Here is a 14895-nt window from a genome sequence, read left to right as displayed (position 1 = left end):
GTGCCACGGGGCGGCCTCGGAAGCTGACCGGTGCCCGTCCTCGTCTCCGCCGCTCTCCTCGGATCCACCGGTCGAGGTCCCACGCGAGCGATACAATCGGGAGCGAGACATCATGTCGAGTCCTGCCGAGACCCCGAGGCCCCTCGCCGATGCCACCAAGGTCATTCCGCCACGTCGTCGGCGTCGGGGCTGGAAGCGGGACTTCCTCGCGAGCATTGGCAACGCCGCGCGAGAGATGCGTGTCATCTCGGACGATGAGGCTCTGTACGTCGTTCGGCAGTCACGTCGACGGCGACGCCGACCGGAGTTCCAGTCGTGCGCCAAAGGCTGAACGCGGGGCCGTCGAGACGTCGCCTCGACTCTTCGGCGGGCTGAGCTCGTGGCAAAATGCGGGCGTGCGTGACGCGTGGTGTCGGACCGAGCGTGAGCCTTCGGCGTCCAGTGCGGTGGCGTCGCAATGAAGGTTCGAGATGTCCTCAAGATGTTGGAGGACGATGGTTGGGCCATCGTGCGGCAGCGTGGGTCGCATCGACAGCTCAAGCACGTCGTCAAGCCCGGTCTCGTGACCGTCGCCGGGCAGCCTGGTGACGAGCTGGCGCCAGGCACGCTGAACAGCGTTCTCAAGCAGGCGGGACTGAAGCCATGAAGTACCTCATCGTCATCGAACAGACCCGGACAGGCTTCTCGGCGTATTCCCCTGATCTGCCAGGCTGTGTTGCGGCTGCAGGCACTCGCGAAGCGGTCGAGCAGGAGATGACGGACGCGGTCGCCTTCCATCTCGAGGGGCTCAAGGCCGAAGGGCTCGACGTGCCCGCGCCGAACACCTCCTCGTCGTACGTCGACGTTCCCGCGTGACCGGGTGAGCGCAGGGGTTCTGAGCCCCACGCGAACGCTCACCGACCGGGCCTTGCATTCCCATCCTCGGCACCGGTCGCCTGTGTCACGCTCGGTAGCTCGGTGGCCGCGTCCTGCATCACGCGTGCGGTCTTCCGCACTGGCGGGCCGCTGCAACTCGTCGCTGAGGCTCCGCGCCGACACCTCGATGCGCGCACGCCCCTTCTCGGCCTTCGCCATGGCCATGATGAAGGATGTCAGCGACCCGCAGGCAGCAACGCTACGACCATCGCCTCCGCCACCTCGTCCAGCACGCCGGCGACCTTCGGCTCGCGGCCGCATGCGGCGTTCCGCGATCGACGGCGCGCGGTTGGGTGGGGCAGCCACCGGCTGCGGTGGTGGGACTCACTGATCTCACGCGCAGTGAAGCTGACCTCCGTCGTGACGTCTTGGTACTGCGGCGACGCATCGGAAAGCTCGCCGCGCTGCTTCGACTCGCGCTGGCGGTGCGCCATGCATCCGGCTTCAGGCTGGCCGGTGCGCGTGTGCCTGACGGGCCGGCCAAGACCACAGTGCTGCTCGCCATCGAACAGGCACGTACGCAGATGCCGCTGCGAGGCGTGCTGCGCTTCCTCGGGATCTCGGCGAGGCGCGTGCAATCGTGGCGACGCCGCCAGCAGGCGTGCACGCTCGGTGACCAGTCGTCGTGTCCGCGCACATCGCCGCAGCGACTCACACACGCCGAGGTGCAGGCGATCGGCGACATGGTCACGGCGCCCGCGTATCGACACGTGCCCACGGGCCGGCTGGCGTTGCTCGCGCAGCGGCGCGGCACCGTGTGTGCGTCGTCGTCGACGTGGTACGGCCTCGTGCGGCGCCATCGCTGGCGGCGGCCACGCGTGCGTGTGCACCCGAAGACGCCCACGGTGGGCGTGCGGGCCAGTCGTCCCGACGAACTCTGGCACATCGACACCACGGTGATTCGCCTGCTCGATGGCACGCGTGCCTATCTGCACGCGGTCATCGACAACTACTCGCGGCGGATCCTGGCGTGGCGCGTGGCGGATCGCTCCACCGCGGCCAACAGCGTGGCGGTGCTCCTGGCAGCCAGTGGGCAGGCCACGTCGCTCGAAGGCACACCCGACGTCCTGGCCGACGGTGGCGTCGAGAACGTCAACGCACAGGTCGATGCCCTGGTGCAGGCCGGCATCGTCCGCCGACTGTTGGCGTTGACCGAGTGCTCGTACTCCAACTCGCTGATCGAGGCGTGGTGGCGCTCGCTGAAGCACCAGTGGCTCTTCCTGAACGCGCTCGACAGCATCGCGACGGTGCGCCGGTTGGTAGCCTTCTACGTCGACGAACACAACCGCGTGATTCCGCACGCGGCGTTGCGCGGACGGACCCCCGACGAAATCTACTTCGGTGCAGAAGGCCCAGAGGCGGCAGAGTTGCCGTCGCTCATGGCCGCCGCACGGGCGGCGCGCCTCCAGGCCAATCGTGCGGCATGTTGTCCGGTGTGTCCTGCGCTCGGGGCCGCAGGCTGAGGGCCGGGCTGGTCAGGCAGGCAGCTCAAGCCGGACGATGGGGCAGGCTCGGGTGGCGAGAACTCGCTCGGAAAGGTACTCAATGTCCTTGGAACGAGCCCGGGTAGGAAGGCGATTCGGCGTGCGGCGGCTTCATGGGGAGTAGTGCAGGCGGGTTGTCGATACCCCAGGGCATCGATACCCCCAAATCGCCGGATACCCCCAAAAGTACCCCCGTCGCCCACGGGTGCGCCGGGGACGGCGGCAGTGACACGCGCAGCCGACCGACCACAAGGTCGTGAATTGTTGGGGTTTTCGTGAGGCAGAGCCGGACGTCCATGGAACACCATGGACGCCTATGGACAACGCTGGACAAATGGTGGAGGCGGCGGGAGTCGAAGGGCTCGCCGTAACTCCCTCCGCTACAAACGCTTGAACGACTCATCGCACGAGCTCGGTACCCCCACTTGTACCCCCACGGTTGATGCAATGAAATCGCGCCATCCTGCGGTCCCCGCTGCGTCTAGCCTGCCCCCTCACGCGACGTCGACGAGTGCCCGCGGATTCTTCGCCGCGATCATCAGCAGCGTCCGGGCCGCGCCCGACGGCGCGCGCCGTCCCTGCTCCCATTCCTGCAGCGTCCGTACTGACACGCCCAACAGCGCCGAGAACTGGGACTGCGACAGGCCGGTTCGCTCACGGATCTCCGAGATCGCCGGGAGTGTCGTCATCCGACCGTGGTCCCCTCGCTTCAGCTCAGCGAGTCCGTTCAGAATCTCCTGCCCGATGTTGCGCTTAATCGAGGCCATCGATCTCCTCCTTGATTCGCTTGAGCACCGGGCCAGGAATCGTCGCGGCCTCGTTCTTGGCGTACATCGTCAGCATCCAGACCTGGCCGCGCCTCAGGCGGAGGTAGTAGATGACGCGGACGCCACCACGCTTGCCGCGTCCGGCCAGACCCCAGCGCAGCTTGCGGACACCGCCTGAGCCGCGGACCACGTCCCCAGCCTCTGGGTTCGCCGCCAGCGCGTGCTGAAGCTGGCGATACTCCTCGTCGCTCAGGTACTGCGCCACCAACTGCGTGAACAGCTTGGTTTCGACGAACGTGAGCACAGAAAGTAGTATACGTCAGAGACGTATCCTGGCTAGTTGCTTGCCATATCCCGTATGGAGCTTTGCCCATTCGCGAAGGACACGGTGTCCAACACCACATGCGACGAAGCCGCGTGACCGGCGCGTGTCGACAATGCTTGACCGTCCTCGCCGGCGTGGTGGCCTTGCTTACGGCCTCGTCGGCCACGGCCCAGGACGCAGAGCAGGCCAAGGCGCAGCCTGAGCACACTCGCCGTCTCGCCGCCAACCCGGAGGGGCTGTCGCTCGCAATCCGGACGCAGCGCGGTACGCTCCGGTTCGCGCAGGGCGAACTGATCACCCTCGAACTCGAGTTCCGGGACGACTCGGGTAATCGGTACAGCTTCAATCCGATCGCCTATGACCGCAGCGGTCGCTTGGGCGTCGACCGCGTCGTTGTCGCCCCCGCGGCTGACGTCGAAGACCCGTTGCACGATTATTACCGCGCCCTCGGGTTCGGCTTCATCGGTGGGGGCATCTCCTCGCTGCCCGCGCCGCTCGACGGCCCTCGAACGCTCTCGCTCGAGCTGAATGAGCAGGTCCGCTTCCAGCGGCCCGGTCGGTACGGGATTCACGTCGAGTCGGGTCGGTTCGAGGGCGGCGGCCGTGGCGCGGCGCACGAGCGACTCATCGTCGTGTCGAACCTGCTCACGCTCGAGATCACCGCGCCAGCGGCAAAGGAGCCCACAGAGACGATGGCCGCGCGCGCGTTGCGATTTGCAGACACACCGGGGGCGGCTCGGGAACTCGCGCGTCGGCTTCTGAGGCTGGAAGGCGACGCGAATCGCTTCGGCACCGACGGACACGAGATCCGATTCGGGCTCTTCAGCACGCGCTATCGCGCGGAGGCACTCGCGGTGGTGCGCCGCGAGCTGATGGCCGCCTCTCGCGCCGTCCATGACGCGGTGCCGACCGTCGCGGCCTTTCTCGAGGTGATGACCGCGCTGCCCCGCGACACTTCGGACGACGGTCCAGAGGCAGGTGAGGACGCGGAGCGCCTTCGCGAGCGCATGCGTCGGTACCAGTGTCTGGTCGCATTCTGGCAACGGCACGCCCTTGCGGCCGGCCTTCGTGGCGGCCCCGCGGACGTGGCACACGCCAGCGTGGCGTTCACCGAGGACGCGCCACCCCACTGTCCGGCACTGCCGGCCGTCAACGTCGCCCGCGTCCTGCCTCCGGTCTTCGACCACCTCTCCCCGGCGGATCAATGGCGCATGCTGACCTACCGCTGGAGGCATGTCGCCGGTGCAGCCATGCTGCCAGTCCTGCGGCAGTTGGTGGAGGCGCCGGGACTGCAGCAGGAAGCAGCGGATGCCGCACTCGTCCGGCTCGGGGAGCTCGCGCCGTCGGAGGCCGAGCGTGTGTCGCGCGAGGATGTCGCCACCGGTCGCTTCCGCTTCAGCGCGCAGGCGCTGCGCCTTCGGCCTGCGGACACTCCGCTGGTGACCGCGTCCGTGATGCAGCATCTGGCCCGCGTGCGCGACCAGTCCACAGCGTTGTCAGACCTCCAGGACGGCGCTGGCACCGCGTCTCGTGGCCTGCTGCCGACCGCCGTTCGTCTCGCGAGTCCACGCGTGTGTGGCGCGCTCGAGGACTGGCCGTCGCGATCAGTCGTCTCCTGCGCGGCACGCGCGAGCGTCGTCGCGTGTGCCCTTGCCGTGGACGCGAGCCGTGGCGCGAGCGCGGTGCGTGAGGCCCTGGACGATGCGAGTTCCAGGTGCCGCGACTCTCTACCTGAGACCCTGGCACTCGTCTGGCCGCAGCGCCTGCCTCAAGACGTGCTGCGGGAAGCCCTGTGGCATGCAGATGCGTCCGTGGCGGGCAGTGCGGCGCGAGCGCTCGCGCGCGTCGGGGACGCGGACGCCCGTGTCGCCCTATGGCGTCGGCTGGACGAGTGGCACGCCATGTGGAAAGGGCGCGAGCACGAGTTCCGCCTGGCGAGGCCCACCCTCGACGATCCAGTGACGCAGGCGCTCGGACTCGAGCGCGCCCTGCGGGAAGGGCTGCTGCGTGGGCGTGGGTGGCTGACGAGCGCGGACGACCGACTGCGCGTGCGGGACTCGTGCGTCACGGACGCGTGCCGCACGGAGTTCTCACCCTTCGCTGGCGGCCCCCCGCATCGGCTGGTGCTCGTGCAGGCAGAGGAGTGGACGGGGCAGACCGTCTACCGCGTCGATGGACAGTCCTTCGACGCCCTGCACGAGTTGATGGAGCGGCTGGTGCTGTATCCGAAGGCCGTCACGATCGCGTGGCGCGCCGGCTCCAGTCATGCCCCGGCCCGGGCTGCCGTGTTGTACAAGGCGCTCGCCACTGCCGCGGGGCGTCGGGGCCTCACCATCCTGGCGCAGCCGCCCGCGGTGAATCCATGAGCGTTCGCAAGCGCGTCGCGTGGATGGCGATCGTCGCGATATTCGCGAGCGCCGGACTCACCAGCACAGCGCTCGTGCAGGACGCCGTTCCGCGCCGGCTGGTCGTCGACGTCGACGATCCGCGGCCCCTCTCGGCGGCCGCACGGCAACTCGAGCGACAGCTCGGTCTCGCCGTCACGTACGAGGATGGCTCCTATGTCGCACCGAGCGACATCGTCGATGTCACCGAGCAGGTCAGACGCGACGGGCGGACGGAACCGCGCGTGCTCGTCATGCGCGGAGGCCCGTTCACGTTCGAGAGCGCGCTGACGGTCAACGGAGCTCCGGTCGGCATTCGCCAGGTGCTGGACCGGCTCGTCGCGACGTGGAACCACTCGGGAATGGGCGGCGAGTTCGCGGTGGCAGACGTTGGCGGGGGCCTTCACGTCGTCCCGACCGCACGCCGAGGCGTCACCGGCGAACGCGAACCCTACACGTCTCCGCTGAGTGCCCCGATCGACATGCCCACCGGGGAGCGCACCGGTTTGGACATCGTCACCGCCATCGCACGCCTCGTTTCGGAGCAGACCGGCAGGACGATCTGGGTGGGCATGATGCCGACGAACCTGATGCTACAGAAGAGCGCCACAGTGGAGGCGCGGAACGAGTCGGGCCGATCCGTGCTCTGGCGAGCGCTTCAGCAACTGCACCCGTCCCTGTCCTGGCAGCTGCTCTGCAGCGTCGGCGAACAAGCCGACTGCGCCCTCAACATTCATGCGGTTCCGCGCGAGATTGCGCCCCGGCCGTAAGAATTGGCCTCGCGCGCCAGTTCTAGTCTAGTGGGTAAGGGAGCGATTCAGCGGCGGCCTCATGGGAGTAGTGCAGGCGGGGTACTCGATACCCCCAAGGCATCGATACCCCCAAGTCGCCGGATACCCCCAGATGTACCCTCGCCGCGCACGGGTGCGCCGCGGACGGTGGCAGCGACACGCGCAGCCGATCGGCCAGAAGGTCGTGAATTGTTAGTTTTTCGTGAGTCAGAGCCGGATGTCCATGGACCGCCATGGACGCCTGTGGACAACTCTGGACGAATGGCTGGCCAGCCGAAGCTCGGAATGGAGAGACTGGTCCGCCTTCGCTCCTTCCACCTTCGCTCCTGCGGAGCTACGGTGGACAGGGCGGAGCTGCGGCGGACAACCTTCGCCTGAACTGCGAGCGAAGGTTGGTGGAGGCGGCGGGAGTCGAAGCGCTGACGGTAATTTGGCTCATGATCAGCAGCTTCTGGTCAGTGCCGCATGAGCTGAATACCCCCGTTTGTACCCCCACGCTCCGCCCGATGAAATCGCAGGATTCGGCGCCGCACCGGCGCGCGGACCATCGCGATTGCGTCAGTTCCTGCTAGTCCACAAGTCCCATGGCTTCTTCGCCCCGGTATGGTGAGCATCGTCGGGGCGGCGCGTGACACAAGAGGGGGGAGCCCGCGGGAGCCATGGCCGCCGCCGCTCACGCGCAGCACCGAACACGTGCTCACGGTGTGGTTGCCACGGCCCAGTAGCCTGATCGATGCGTCGCGGTCGTGCCCTTGCGCTTCACCTTGACCGTCACGCGGCGGTACGTGCCGTCCATCTCACCCCGCGCCGGCGTGTAGGCGAGCAGGTAGTGCGACGCCTGATCCTCGGCAATCCGCTTGGCGATCCGCTCGACGTTGTTGGTGTTCTCGAGGAGCAGGCCGCCGGTCTCCTTCGCCAGGCGTGCCAGCGAGGCGGTGCCATCCGAGCGGACGAGGTCGGCCTGCTTCTCCAGGTCACGGGTCCATGCGCCCTGCGACCGCCCCTCGTCGCCGAGCGCCACCCGGCCGGCGTAGTCCTGCTCACGCGCGGTCGCGGCCACGGCGCTGTGCGCGCGCAGGCCTGCGGCGTCCACCGGGTAGAAGGTGACGCCGGCGCGATTGGCCGCGGCCACCATGGTGTCGAACAGCGTGCGCGCCTGGTCGGACAGCGGCAGCCCTTCCGAGAACAGCACCACGGCCTTTCGCCCCGTCAGGCCCGCCATGCCGGTAGCCACGGCCCGGAGGCCGACCGCCGCCATCTGCCCCTGCACGTCGCGGGTGTACCGCTCGTAGGTCTCCGCCATACGCATCTCCATCGCGTAGAGCAGGCGCTCAGGTCCCGCGCCGTTCAGCAGTCGTTGGCGGGTCGCGAAGTCCTGCGCGCCTCCACGTGACTCGGCGCCGACCGTGGGGGAGACGCTCGGGTCGAGATCGATGCCGGTCCTCGTCGACTGCGTCGCGCTCGCGTCCTTGACCACGATGGGTCGCTGCGCCAAGGCCGACAGCGCTGTCCTCGCTGCGGCGCGGTCCTGCGTGAAGTCCTGCGCAATGTGCAGGCGCTGCTCGAGCGCGAACAGCCCGACCCAGTCGCGCGTGGGCATGCCCGCGAGCATGGCGTCGGCCACCCGTGCGGCCATGGCGCGCGCCTCGGGTGACAACTGGTCGAAGACGAAAGCCACGACCGAGGGCGGCTCCTCGCCAGCCGCACTCGGACTGACCGCGGTGGCCTGACTCTGGGTGGCCGTACTGGGAGTTGTCGGGGCAGGGGAAGGGACCCGCCCTGAAGACGCATCCAGTGGACGACCGCCCGGTCCGAAGATCGCGGTGATCGTCTGCCGGGAACCATCCTCACTGAGCTCGAACTCCGTCGTGGCCATGTCGCGGACCGGCACACCCTTGCCGTCGCGGACCACCACGTCAAACAGGATGGTGGTCGTCGACGTGCTGAGGGACGGCTGCTGCGGAGCGGCTGTCGCCGCCACACAGATACACAGGCACCCAATCACGGTCAAATGTCCGCGCATGGTCTATCCGCTCCGGGTTGTGACTTCAGCATACGCCAGCCAGCAGATCGCATGAGAGTGGCGACGTTCAGAACAGCTCAGCCAAATATGCTCAAACATGTAATCTACGATCTCGCTCGTTGACATACGACATCAGTCGTAGTACAACGTGGTCACCGAGGAGAATTCATGGTCAAACGTGCCGCAGCACCAACGCCAACCGACGCCGAGCTCGACATCCTTCGCGTGCTTTGGGACCTGGGTGACAGCACCGTGCGTGAGGTCCACGAGGTCGTGTGCGGACTCCGCGATATCGGCTACACGACAGTGCTCAAGCAGATGCAGGTCATGCATCAGAAGGGGCTGCTGACCCGCGAGGAACGCTTCAAATCGCATGTGTATGCGCCGGCCCAGCCCCGCGCGGAGACGCAGCGTGCACTCGCAGGGCAACTGCTCCAGCAGGCGTTCGGCGGCTCTGCGCGCAGTCTGCTGCAGAGCGCACTCGCGGGGCGAAAGGTCGGCGCCCAAGAACTCGAGGAAATCCGCGCGCTGCTGGATCAGGTCCAGAAGCGGGGGCGGTCATGACCGGCGGGCCCGGATGGCTCACGAACCCGTGGCCGATCGCGCTGGGGTGGTTGGTCATCGTCTCGTTGTTCACGACGATGATTCCCGCCCTGCTCCTCGGCGTATGGCGCGTTGTCCGCCGAAGGGCCAGCGCTCTGGAGCAGTACCGAGCCGCATCCGTCGCGTTCGCCTCGGCGATCGTGCTCGCCATGCTTGTCGGACCGGTCCTGTTGGTGGCCGCGAGAGCGTTCGTCCCTACGAGAGCATCCGCAGTCAGCTCGATGCGGTCCAGCATTCCCACAAGTCAACCTCGACCGACCGATACGGTGCCTCCCCGTACCAATCGCGAGCAGGTAGTGAGCGATGAACCCGGGCTCGTGGCCGCCGCATACGTGTCGCCTTCAGCAGTGGGAACGGTCGCGATCGTGTGGGTGCTCGGAGCCGCGCTGCTGGTCGGACGCCTCGTGTACGCCTGGGGCGCCGCCAATCGACTGCGTAGGCGCGCCACATTGATGGATGACGGGGTCTTACGCGAGACATTCGAGCGACTGAGCGCCGCAGCGCACGCGGAGGGCACGAGCCTCGTCATCTCTGCCGAAGTGGACGCACCCGTCGCGTTGGGGATTCATCACCCCGCGGTGGTCCTGCCGACACACCTGCTGGACGTGACGGCAGCTGACGGATTGGCGCCAATCCTCGTGCACGAGCTCACGCACGTGCGCCGGCGCGACTACGCAGCCAACCTCGTCCAAGCCGGTCTTGAGGCGCTGATGTTCCACAGCCCCGCGATGTGGTGGATAGGCCGTCGCATCCGAGAGGCACGCGAGTTCCACTGCGACGACGTGTCTGCCGAAGCCGCCGGGGACCGTGCGCGCTACGTGGAAGCGCTGACGCTTGTGGCACGCCTCGGCACCCTGCAGCACGCGCGCCCGGCCGTCGGTATGGCTGGCCCGCGACTCATCACCCGCGTCCGTCGCTTGCTTGAAGGAGAACCCACCATGTCCATGCCACTCGTTCGCTCCGCGTTGCTCTCGGCCGCCATCATGCTCGTCTCGGCTGCACTGCCGCCGGTCGTCGGCCTCGCCTCGAATCAACTCTCCGCCCAGCTGTTGGCAGGTCGAGGCGTGCAGGGTACCGTCGTGCCATACGGCTTCCCGCAGCGGCAGGACGGAAGTGCTCTGAGGATTCTAGGGGTCTCCTCCACGCCGGCGCACGTGTGCGGTGTGTTCGACCTGCAGAACACGTCCACGATCCCTGTCGAGCGCGTACGCTTCGTAGGCATCCTGTCGTTCAAGCCCGCAGCCAGGCGCCCCGTGCAGATTGTGGAGTCGGACTGGGTGTCGCAGCCCCTGGCGCCAGGCGCCACTGCGCGAGTAAATGCTGGGCTCGTCGACGTCGACCTCGCGTGGCGTGAGGCTCGTGGAGAGCATGTTCAGGCCTTCTGTGCGGTCCGGCAGATCGTGTACGCCAATGGCGTCACCTGGGGCGTGACCCCCAACGCCAACGTGGTGCATGGCAACGAGGCGCTGGACCAGTCGCGACCCACATTGCCCCGTGCGTTTGTCGGGCAGACGCATGCACTCGCCACATCAGGAGCAACCCTGTGTCTCGATGAGAAGGGCGCCGAGTATTCGGGTGGTGCCCAGATCGATATACGGGATGAGCCGGGTAAAGCTGCGCGGTGCTCGGTGGAAGGCCAGTGGGTCGAGGTCGATGCCCGAACCGGCGAGCCATTGGCAGATGTCGAGCGCCAGGTGGTGAGCGTTGAAGTCGCCGTGGACGGGTTGCCGTCCACCATTGCACTGAAGTCCGCAGCAGGGGCAGTGGCCACGGTGCAACTCGCTGGAGGCCGCACGTGGGGCCTCGTGCCGACGGTCGCTGCGAACGGGGACGTCTCCATCGCAGTGCACGACATGTCGAACACGCCCCACCGGCTGGTGGGTTCTCGATCCCTGCAGCCGGGGGAGGCTGCTCGATTCGGGGAAGCTTCGCGAGGCATCAGCGTGAGACTGGCCTCTCGCTAGGTGTCAACCGCGTAGGTGTCCAGGTGCGCCGTCCCTTGAGGCGTGGTGGATTCGGCAGAGCGGCAGGTAATCGTGCCCGGGGGCCAGCCTACCCCGAGAGTGGCCAGTCAGTAGCCCGTCCCAGATATGGGACTGCTCGTCCCGCGAATGGCACGCGGTGTGGCCGTTGAACGCCGGCTTTGGCCGATTGGTCCGAACGGACCCGTTGGCCCCCTGTTTGCCTATGTGCAGGGCGTGCCAGACGTCACCCTCACCGCGCAGGAGCTCCGCACGCGTCGCTGGCGACGACTGCGCGTGCCGGTGATCGCCATTGCGCTCGCCGTCGTCGGCGGCGCCACCGTGATGCGCATGGCGCCCGCGGCGCCGAGCGTCGATGGCGCACCGCTCTGGTTCGACACGGTGGCCCGCGGTGAGCTCGTTCGGGAGGTGCGTGGCACAGGCACGCTCGTCCCGGTCGACACGGCATGGATCCCCGCGTCCACCGACGGACGCGTCGCCCGTATCCACCTGCGCCCCGGGGCCCAGGTGCGCCCCGACGATGTGATCCTCGAGTTGGAGAACCCGCGCCTCGAGCAGGAGGTGCTCGACACGCGGCTGCAGGTGCAGGCCGCCGAGGCGAGGCTGCTCCGCGCCGGTGCCGACGCCACGACGACGCTGCTGGCGCAGGAAGCGCTCGTGGCGCAGACCGAGGCGCAGTACGAGGACGCGCGCGCCGATGCCGACGCCGATGAGGCGCTGCTCGTCGACGGGCTAGTGTCGGAACTGCAGCATCGCCGCACCGCGTCCAAGGCGAGGTCGTTGGCGCTGCAGGTGGCCGCCGAGCGCAAGCGCCTCGAGGTGGGCACGAGCATGCGGCCCTCGCAACTGGCCGAGCAGCAGGCGGAGGTCGAGCGCATGCGCGCCCTGCTCGCCCTCAAGACCGAGCAGCTCGGGCAGCTCGCCGTGCGTGCGGGCATGGCCGGCGTGCTGCAGGCGGTGCCGGTGGAGGTCGGCAGCCAGGTGGCGGCCGGCACCAACGTCGCCCGTGTCGCCGATCCCACCCTTCTGAAGGCGCAGGTGCGCGTGCCGGAGACGCAGGCGCGCGACGTGCAGATCGGGCAGGTCGCCCGCGTCGACACGCGCAACGGCATTGCCGAGGGCCGCGTGGCCCGCGTCGACCCGGCCGCCGTGAGCGGCACGGTCCTCGTCGACATCGCGTTCACGGGGCCGGTCCCCGCCGGGGCGCGCCCCGACCTGTCGGTCGACGGCATCGTCGAGATCGAGCGCCTCGCCAACGTGCTGTACATGGCGCGGCCGGCCGCGGGCCAGGAGGGCGGGACGATCAGCGTCTTCGCGGTGCAGGCCGACGGCATGGCCGCCCGCCGCCAGGTGCGACTCGGCAAGGGTTCGGTGCGGCACATCCAGGTAATCGAAGGACTGCGCGAGGGCGAACGCGTGGTCCTCTCGGACATGTCGGCCTGGGATCAGGTCGACCGGCTGCAGATCAAGTAGAGTCCGCGGGAAAGGGCACGACAGTCATGACACACCCCCTGATTCGGCTCGAGGGCATCCGCAAGGTGTTCGAGGGCGACGAGATCCAGACGCACGCCCTCGACGGCATCCACCTCGCGATCGAGTTCGGCGACTACGTCGCCATCGAGGGGCCGTCGGGATGCGGCAAGTCGACGCTGCTGTCGATCCTCGGCTTGCTCGACACGCCGACGGAGGGGCGCTACTGGCTGAACGATCGCCCCGTGGAGAGCCTGTCAGTGGCCGACCGGGCGCGCACGCGCAACCGGGAGATCGGGTTCATCTTCCAGAGCTTCAACCTGATAGGCGACCTGTCGGTCTATGAGAACGTGGAGCTGCCGTTGACCTACATGGGCATGGCTCGTGCCGAGCGGCGGCAGCGCGTGGAGCAGGCGCTCGAGCGGGTAGGCATGGGCCATCGCGCGCGGCACCTGCCGGGGCAGCTCTCGGGTGGGCAGCAGCAGCGGGTCGCCGTGGCGCGTGCCGTCGTGACGCAGCCGTCCATCCTGCTGGCCGACGAGCCGACCGGCAACCTCGATTCCCACAACGGCGAGCTGGTGATGGAACTGCTGCGCGACCTGCATCGCGATGGGGCGACCATCTGCATGGTCACGCACGATCCGCGCTATGCCGCGCACGCCAACCGCACGGTGCACCTGTTCGACGGCCGCGTCGTGCAGGAGGAGACGGTCCCCGCGGCCGGGGCCGCCGCGGTTGGTGTGCTCGAGCCGCCCCGGTAGACTGCCGGCCATGGTGGCCTCCGTGACCTCCCGTGCGCGTGCCCGCGTCCTCGTGGCCGATGACCAGCCCGACGTGCTCGAGGCCGTGCGCCTGTTGGTGAAGCTGGAAGGCTACGAGGTCGACAGTGCGGGTTCGCCCGCGGCGGTGCTGGCGGCCGTCGAGGGACGGCAGCACGACGTCGCGCTCATCGACCTCAACTACGCGCGCGACACGACATCTGGCCTCGAGGGCCTCGACCTGCTGACGCGTCTGCGCCAGGTCGATCAGACCCTCCCGATCATCGTGATGACCGCGTGGGGCACCGTCGACCTCGCCGTGGAGGCCATGCGCCGCGGCGCGGGGGACTTCATCCAGAAGCCGTGGGAGAACGCGCGACTGCTCGCGGTGCTGCACACCCAGGTGGAACTCGGGCGGGCGCAGCGGCGTGCCCGCCGGCTCGAGGCGGAGAACGCGTTGCTGCGCGCCTCGCCAGGCGCAACCCTGGTCGCCGAATCGCCGGCCATGCAACCCGTGCTGCAAGTGCTGGCGCGTGTCGGTCCGTCGGACGCGCACGTGCTCATCACCGGCGAGAACGGCACCGGCAAGACGCTGCTGGCGCGTGCCCTGCACGACGCATCGGACCGCGCCGCCGCGCCGTTCGTGGCCGTGAACACCGGTGGCCTGTCGGAGACGTTGGTCGACAGCGAGCTGTTCGGGCACGAGCGCGGCGCATTCACCGATGCCCGCGCCGAGCGGCTCGGACGCTTCGAGGTGGCCGACGGCGGCACGTTGTTCCTCGACGAGATCGCCAACATGCCCCTGTCGGTGCAGGCGCGCCTGCTCCGCGTGCTGGAGACGCACGAGTTCGAGCGGCTCGGGTCCTCACGGACTCGCAGCGTCGACGTGCGGGTGCTCTCGGCCACCAATGCCGACCTGCAGGCCGAGGTCGAGGCGGGGCGCTTCCGTCGCGACCTGTTGTTCCGGCTGAACACGGTGGAGGTGCGGATGCCGCCACTGCGGGAACGCCGCGAGGACATCCCGCTACTGGCCTCCACGTTCCTCGAGCGACACGCCCGACGCTACCGCAAGCCCGTGGACGGCTTCGAGCCCTCGGCGATGCAGGCCCTGCTCGAGCACCCGTGGCCCGGCAACATCCGCGAACTGGACCACGCCGTGGAGCGCGCGGTGCTCATGACGGAGGGTGTGCGCATTGCGCCCGCCGCCTTGGCGCTTCACCCCTCCCGTGACGGGGGGCCGCGCATCGACGACATGAGTCTCGAGGAGGTCGAGGCCTACCTCGTGCGCAAGGCGCTGGACCGCCATGGCCGTAACGTGAATGCCGCCGCCGACGCGCTCGGGCTCAGCCGCAGCGCCCTGTATCGTCGGATGCAGCGGTTCGGCCTGTAATCA

The 14895-nt window shown here is 68.4% G+C and carries 14 protein-coding genes; 10 read left to right on the top strand and 4 right to left on the bottom strand.

Going from position 1 to position 14895, the window contains the following annotated elements; genetic code table 11:
* The first annotated feature begins 457 nt into the window (after positions 1-457).
* Both Q0C41_RS03765 and Q0C41_RS03760 read left to right on the top strand, forming a co-directional pair.
* The gene (locus Q0C41_RS03765) at positions 458-646 is read left to right on the top strand and encodes a type II toxin-antitoxin system HicA family toxin (RefSeq protein ID WP_291981119.1); all 189 of its coding nucleotides are present in this window, start codon (positions 458-460) and stop codon (positions 644-646) included.
* Positions 643-855 carry a type II toxin-antitoxin system HicB family antitoxin gene (locus Q0C41_RS03760; RefSeq protein WP_291981118.1) on the top strand — a complete coding sequence of 71 codons (213 nt, stop codon included), beginning with the start codon at positions 643-645 and terminating at the stop codon, positions 853-855. The genes Q0C41_RS03765 and Q0C41_RS03760 overlap by 4 nt, the downstream gene beginning before the upstream one ends.
* A 236-nt stretch (positions 856-1091) precedes the next feature.
* Here the strand turns inward: Q0C41_RS03760 and Q0C41_RS03755 are convergent, their stop codons facing one another.
* Complete coding sequence (locus Q0C41_RS03755) at positions 1092-1349, bottom strand: hypothetical protein (RefSeq protein WP_291981117.1); 258 nt, start codon at positions 1347-1349, stop codon at positions 1092-1094.
* On the opposite strand from Q0C41_RS03755, the gene Q0C41_RS03750 reads away from it, so the two are divergent.
* Positions 1341-2378: a DDE-type integrase/transposase/recombinase gene (locus tag Q0C41_RS03750; RefSeq protein ID WP_291981116.1), complete on the top strand. Its 1038-nt coding sequence runs from the start codon at positions 1341-1343 to the stop codon at positions 2376-2378. The genes Q0C41_RS03755 and Q0C41_RS03750 overlap by 9 nt on opposite strands.
* Positions 2379-2893: 515 nt before the next feature.
* Here the strand turns inward: Q0C41_RS03750 and Q0C41_RS03745 are convergent.
* Entirely contained in the window at positions 2894-3166 is a 273-nt protein-coding gene (locus tag Q0C41_RS03745) for a helix-turn-helix domain-containing protein (protein ID WP_291981115.1), read from the bottom strand.
* Positions 3153-3470 (bottom strand): hypothetical protein, encoded by a 318-nt coding sequence (locus tag Q0C41_RS03740; protein WP_291981114.1) that lies wholly within the window; start codon positions 3468-3470, stop codon positions 3153-3155. The genes Q0C41_RS03745 and Q0C41_RS03740 overlap by 14 nt, the downstream gene beginning before the upstream one ends.
* A gap of 137 nt (positions 3471-3607) precedes the next feature.
* Between Q0C41_RS03740 and Q0C41_RS03735 the strand changes: the two genes are divergently transcribed.
* Together Q0C41_RS03735 and Q0C41_RS03730 are read left to right on the top strand one after the other, a co-directional pair.
* Positions 3608-5857, top strand: coding sequence for a hypothetical protein (locus tag Q0C41_RS03735; RefSeq protein ID WP_291981113.1), 2250 nt, complete (start codon positions 3608-3610; stop codon positions 5855-5857).
* A 23-nt stretch (positions 5858-5880) separates the two neighbouring features.
* Positions 5881-6645 (top strand): hypothetical protein, encoded by a 765-nt coding sequence (locus tag Q0C41_RS03730; RefSeq protein ID WP_291981112.1) that lies wholly within the window; start codon positions 5881-5883, stop codon positions 6643-6645.
* Between the two features lie 718 nt (positions 6646-7363).
* Here Q0C41_RS03730 and Q0C41_RS03725 read toward each other — a convergent pair.
* Positions 7364-8689 (bottom strand): VWA domain-containing protein, encoded by a 1326-nt coding sequence (locus tag Q0C41_RS03725; protein WP_291981111.1) that lies wholly within the window; start codon positions 8687-8689, stop codon positions 7364-7366.
* A 168-nt stretch (positions 8690-8857) separates the two neighbouring features.
* Between Q0C41_RS03725 and Q0C41_RS03720 the strand changes: the two genes are divergently transcribed.
* From Q0C41_RS03720 to Q0C41_RS03700, 5 genes are all read left to right on the top strand, one after another.
* Positions 8858-9253, top strand: coding sequence for a BlaI/MecI/CopY family transcriptional regulator (locus Q0C41_RS03720; protein WP_291981110.1), 396 nt, complete (start codon positions 8858-8860; stop codon positions 9251-9253).
* A complete protein-coding gene (locus Q0C41_RS03715; protein WP_291981109.1) occupies positions 9250-11256 on the top strand; it encodes a M56 family metallopeptidase in 2007 nt (668 codons plus the stop codon). Before Q0C41_RS03720 ends, Q0C41_RS03715 begins: the two co-directional genes overlap by 4 nt.
* Positions 11257-11490: 234 nt before the next feature.
* Positions 11491-12747 (top strand): HlyD family efflux transporter periplasmic adaptor subunit, encoded by a 1257-nt coding sequence (locus Q0C41_RS03710; RefSeq protein WP_291981108.1) that lies wholly within the window; start codon positions 11491-11493, stop codon positions 12745-12747.
* Positions 12748-12773: 26 nt separating this feature from the next.
* A complete protein-coding gene (locus Q0C41_RS03705; RefSeq protein WP_291981107.1) occupies positions 12774-13505 on the top strand; it encodes an ABC transporter ATP-binding protein in 732 nt (243 codons plus the stop codon).
* 22 nt (positions 13506-13527) lie between these two features.
* Entirely contained in the window at positions 13528-14892 is a 1365-nt protein-coding gene (locus Q0C41_RS03700) for a sigma-54 dependent transcriptional regulator (protein ID WP_291981106.1), read from the top strand.
* The last annotated feature ends 3 nt before the right edge of the window (positions 14893-14895 follow it).

Origin of the sequence: Luteitalea sp. (assembly GCF_022842525.1) — a bacterium.
Taxonomy (GTDB): domain Bacteria; phylum Acidobacteriota; class Vicinamibacteria; order Vicinamibacterales; family Vicinamibacteraceae; genus Luteitalea.
This window is presented reverse-complemented; position numbering and strand designations above follow the sequence as displayed.

Bases quoted from the DNA above. Each gene is read 5' to 3' on its own strand.
- Q0C41_RS03730 (WP_291981112.1), top strand. From the start codon at position 5,881: ATGGCGATCGTCGCGATATTCGCGAGCGCCGGACTCACCAGCACAGCG.
- Q0C41_RS03705 (WP_291981107.1), top strand. From the start codon at position 12,774: ATGACACACCCCCTGATTCGGCTCGAGGGCATCCGCAAGGTGTTCGAG.
- Q0C41_RS03765 (WP_291981119.1), top strand. From the start codon at position 458: ATGAAGGTTCGAGATGTCCTCAAGATGTTGGAGGACGATGGTTGGGCC.
- Q0C41_RS03745 (WP_291981115.1), bottom strand. From the start codon at position 3,166: ATGGCCTCGATTAAGCGCAACATCGGGCAGGAGATTCTGAACGGACTC.
- Q0C41_RS03760 (WP_291981118.1), top strand. From the start codon at position 643: ATGAAGTACCTCATCGTCATCGAACAGACCCGGACAGGCTTCTCGGCG.
- Q0C41_RS03720 (WP_291981110.1), top strand. From the start codon at position 8,858: ATGGTCAAACGTGCCGCAGCACCAACGCCAACCGACGCCGAGCTCGAC.
- Q0C41_RS03755 (WP_291981117.1), bottom strand. From the start codon at position 1,349: ATGGCGCACCGCCAGCGCGAGTCGAAGCAGCGCGGCGAGCTTTCCGAT.
- Q0C41_RS03715 (WP_291981109.1), top strand. From the start codon at position 9,250: ATGACCGGCGGGCCCGGATGGCTCACGAACCCGTGGCCGATCGCGCTG.
- Q0C41_RS03725 (WP_291981111.1), bottom strand. From the start codon at position 8,689: ATGCGCGGACATTTGACCGTGATTGGGTGCCTGTGTATCTGTGTGGCG.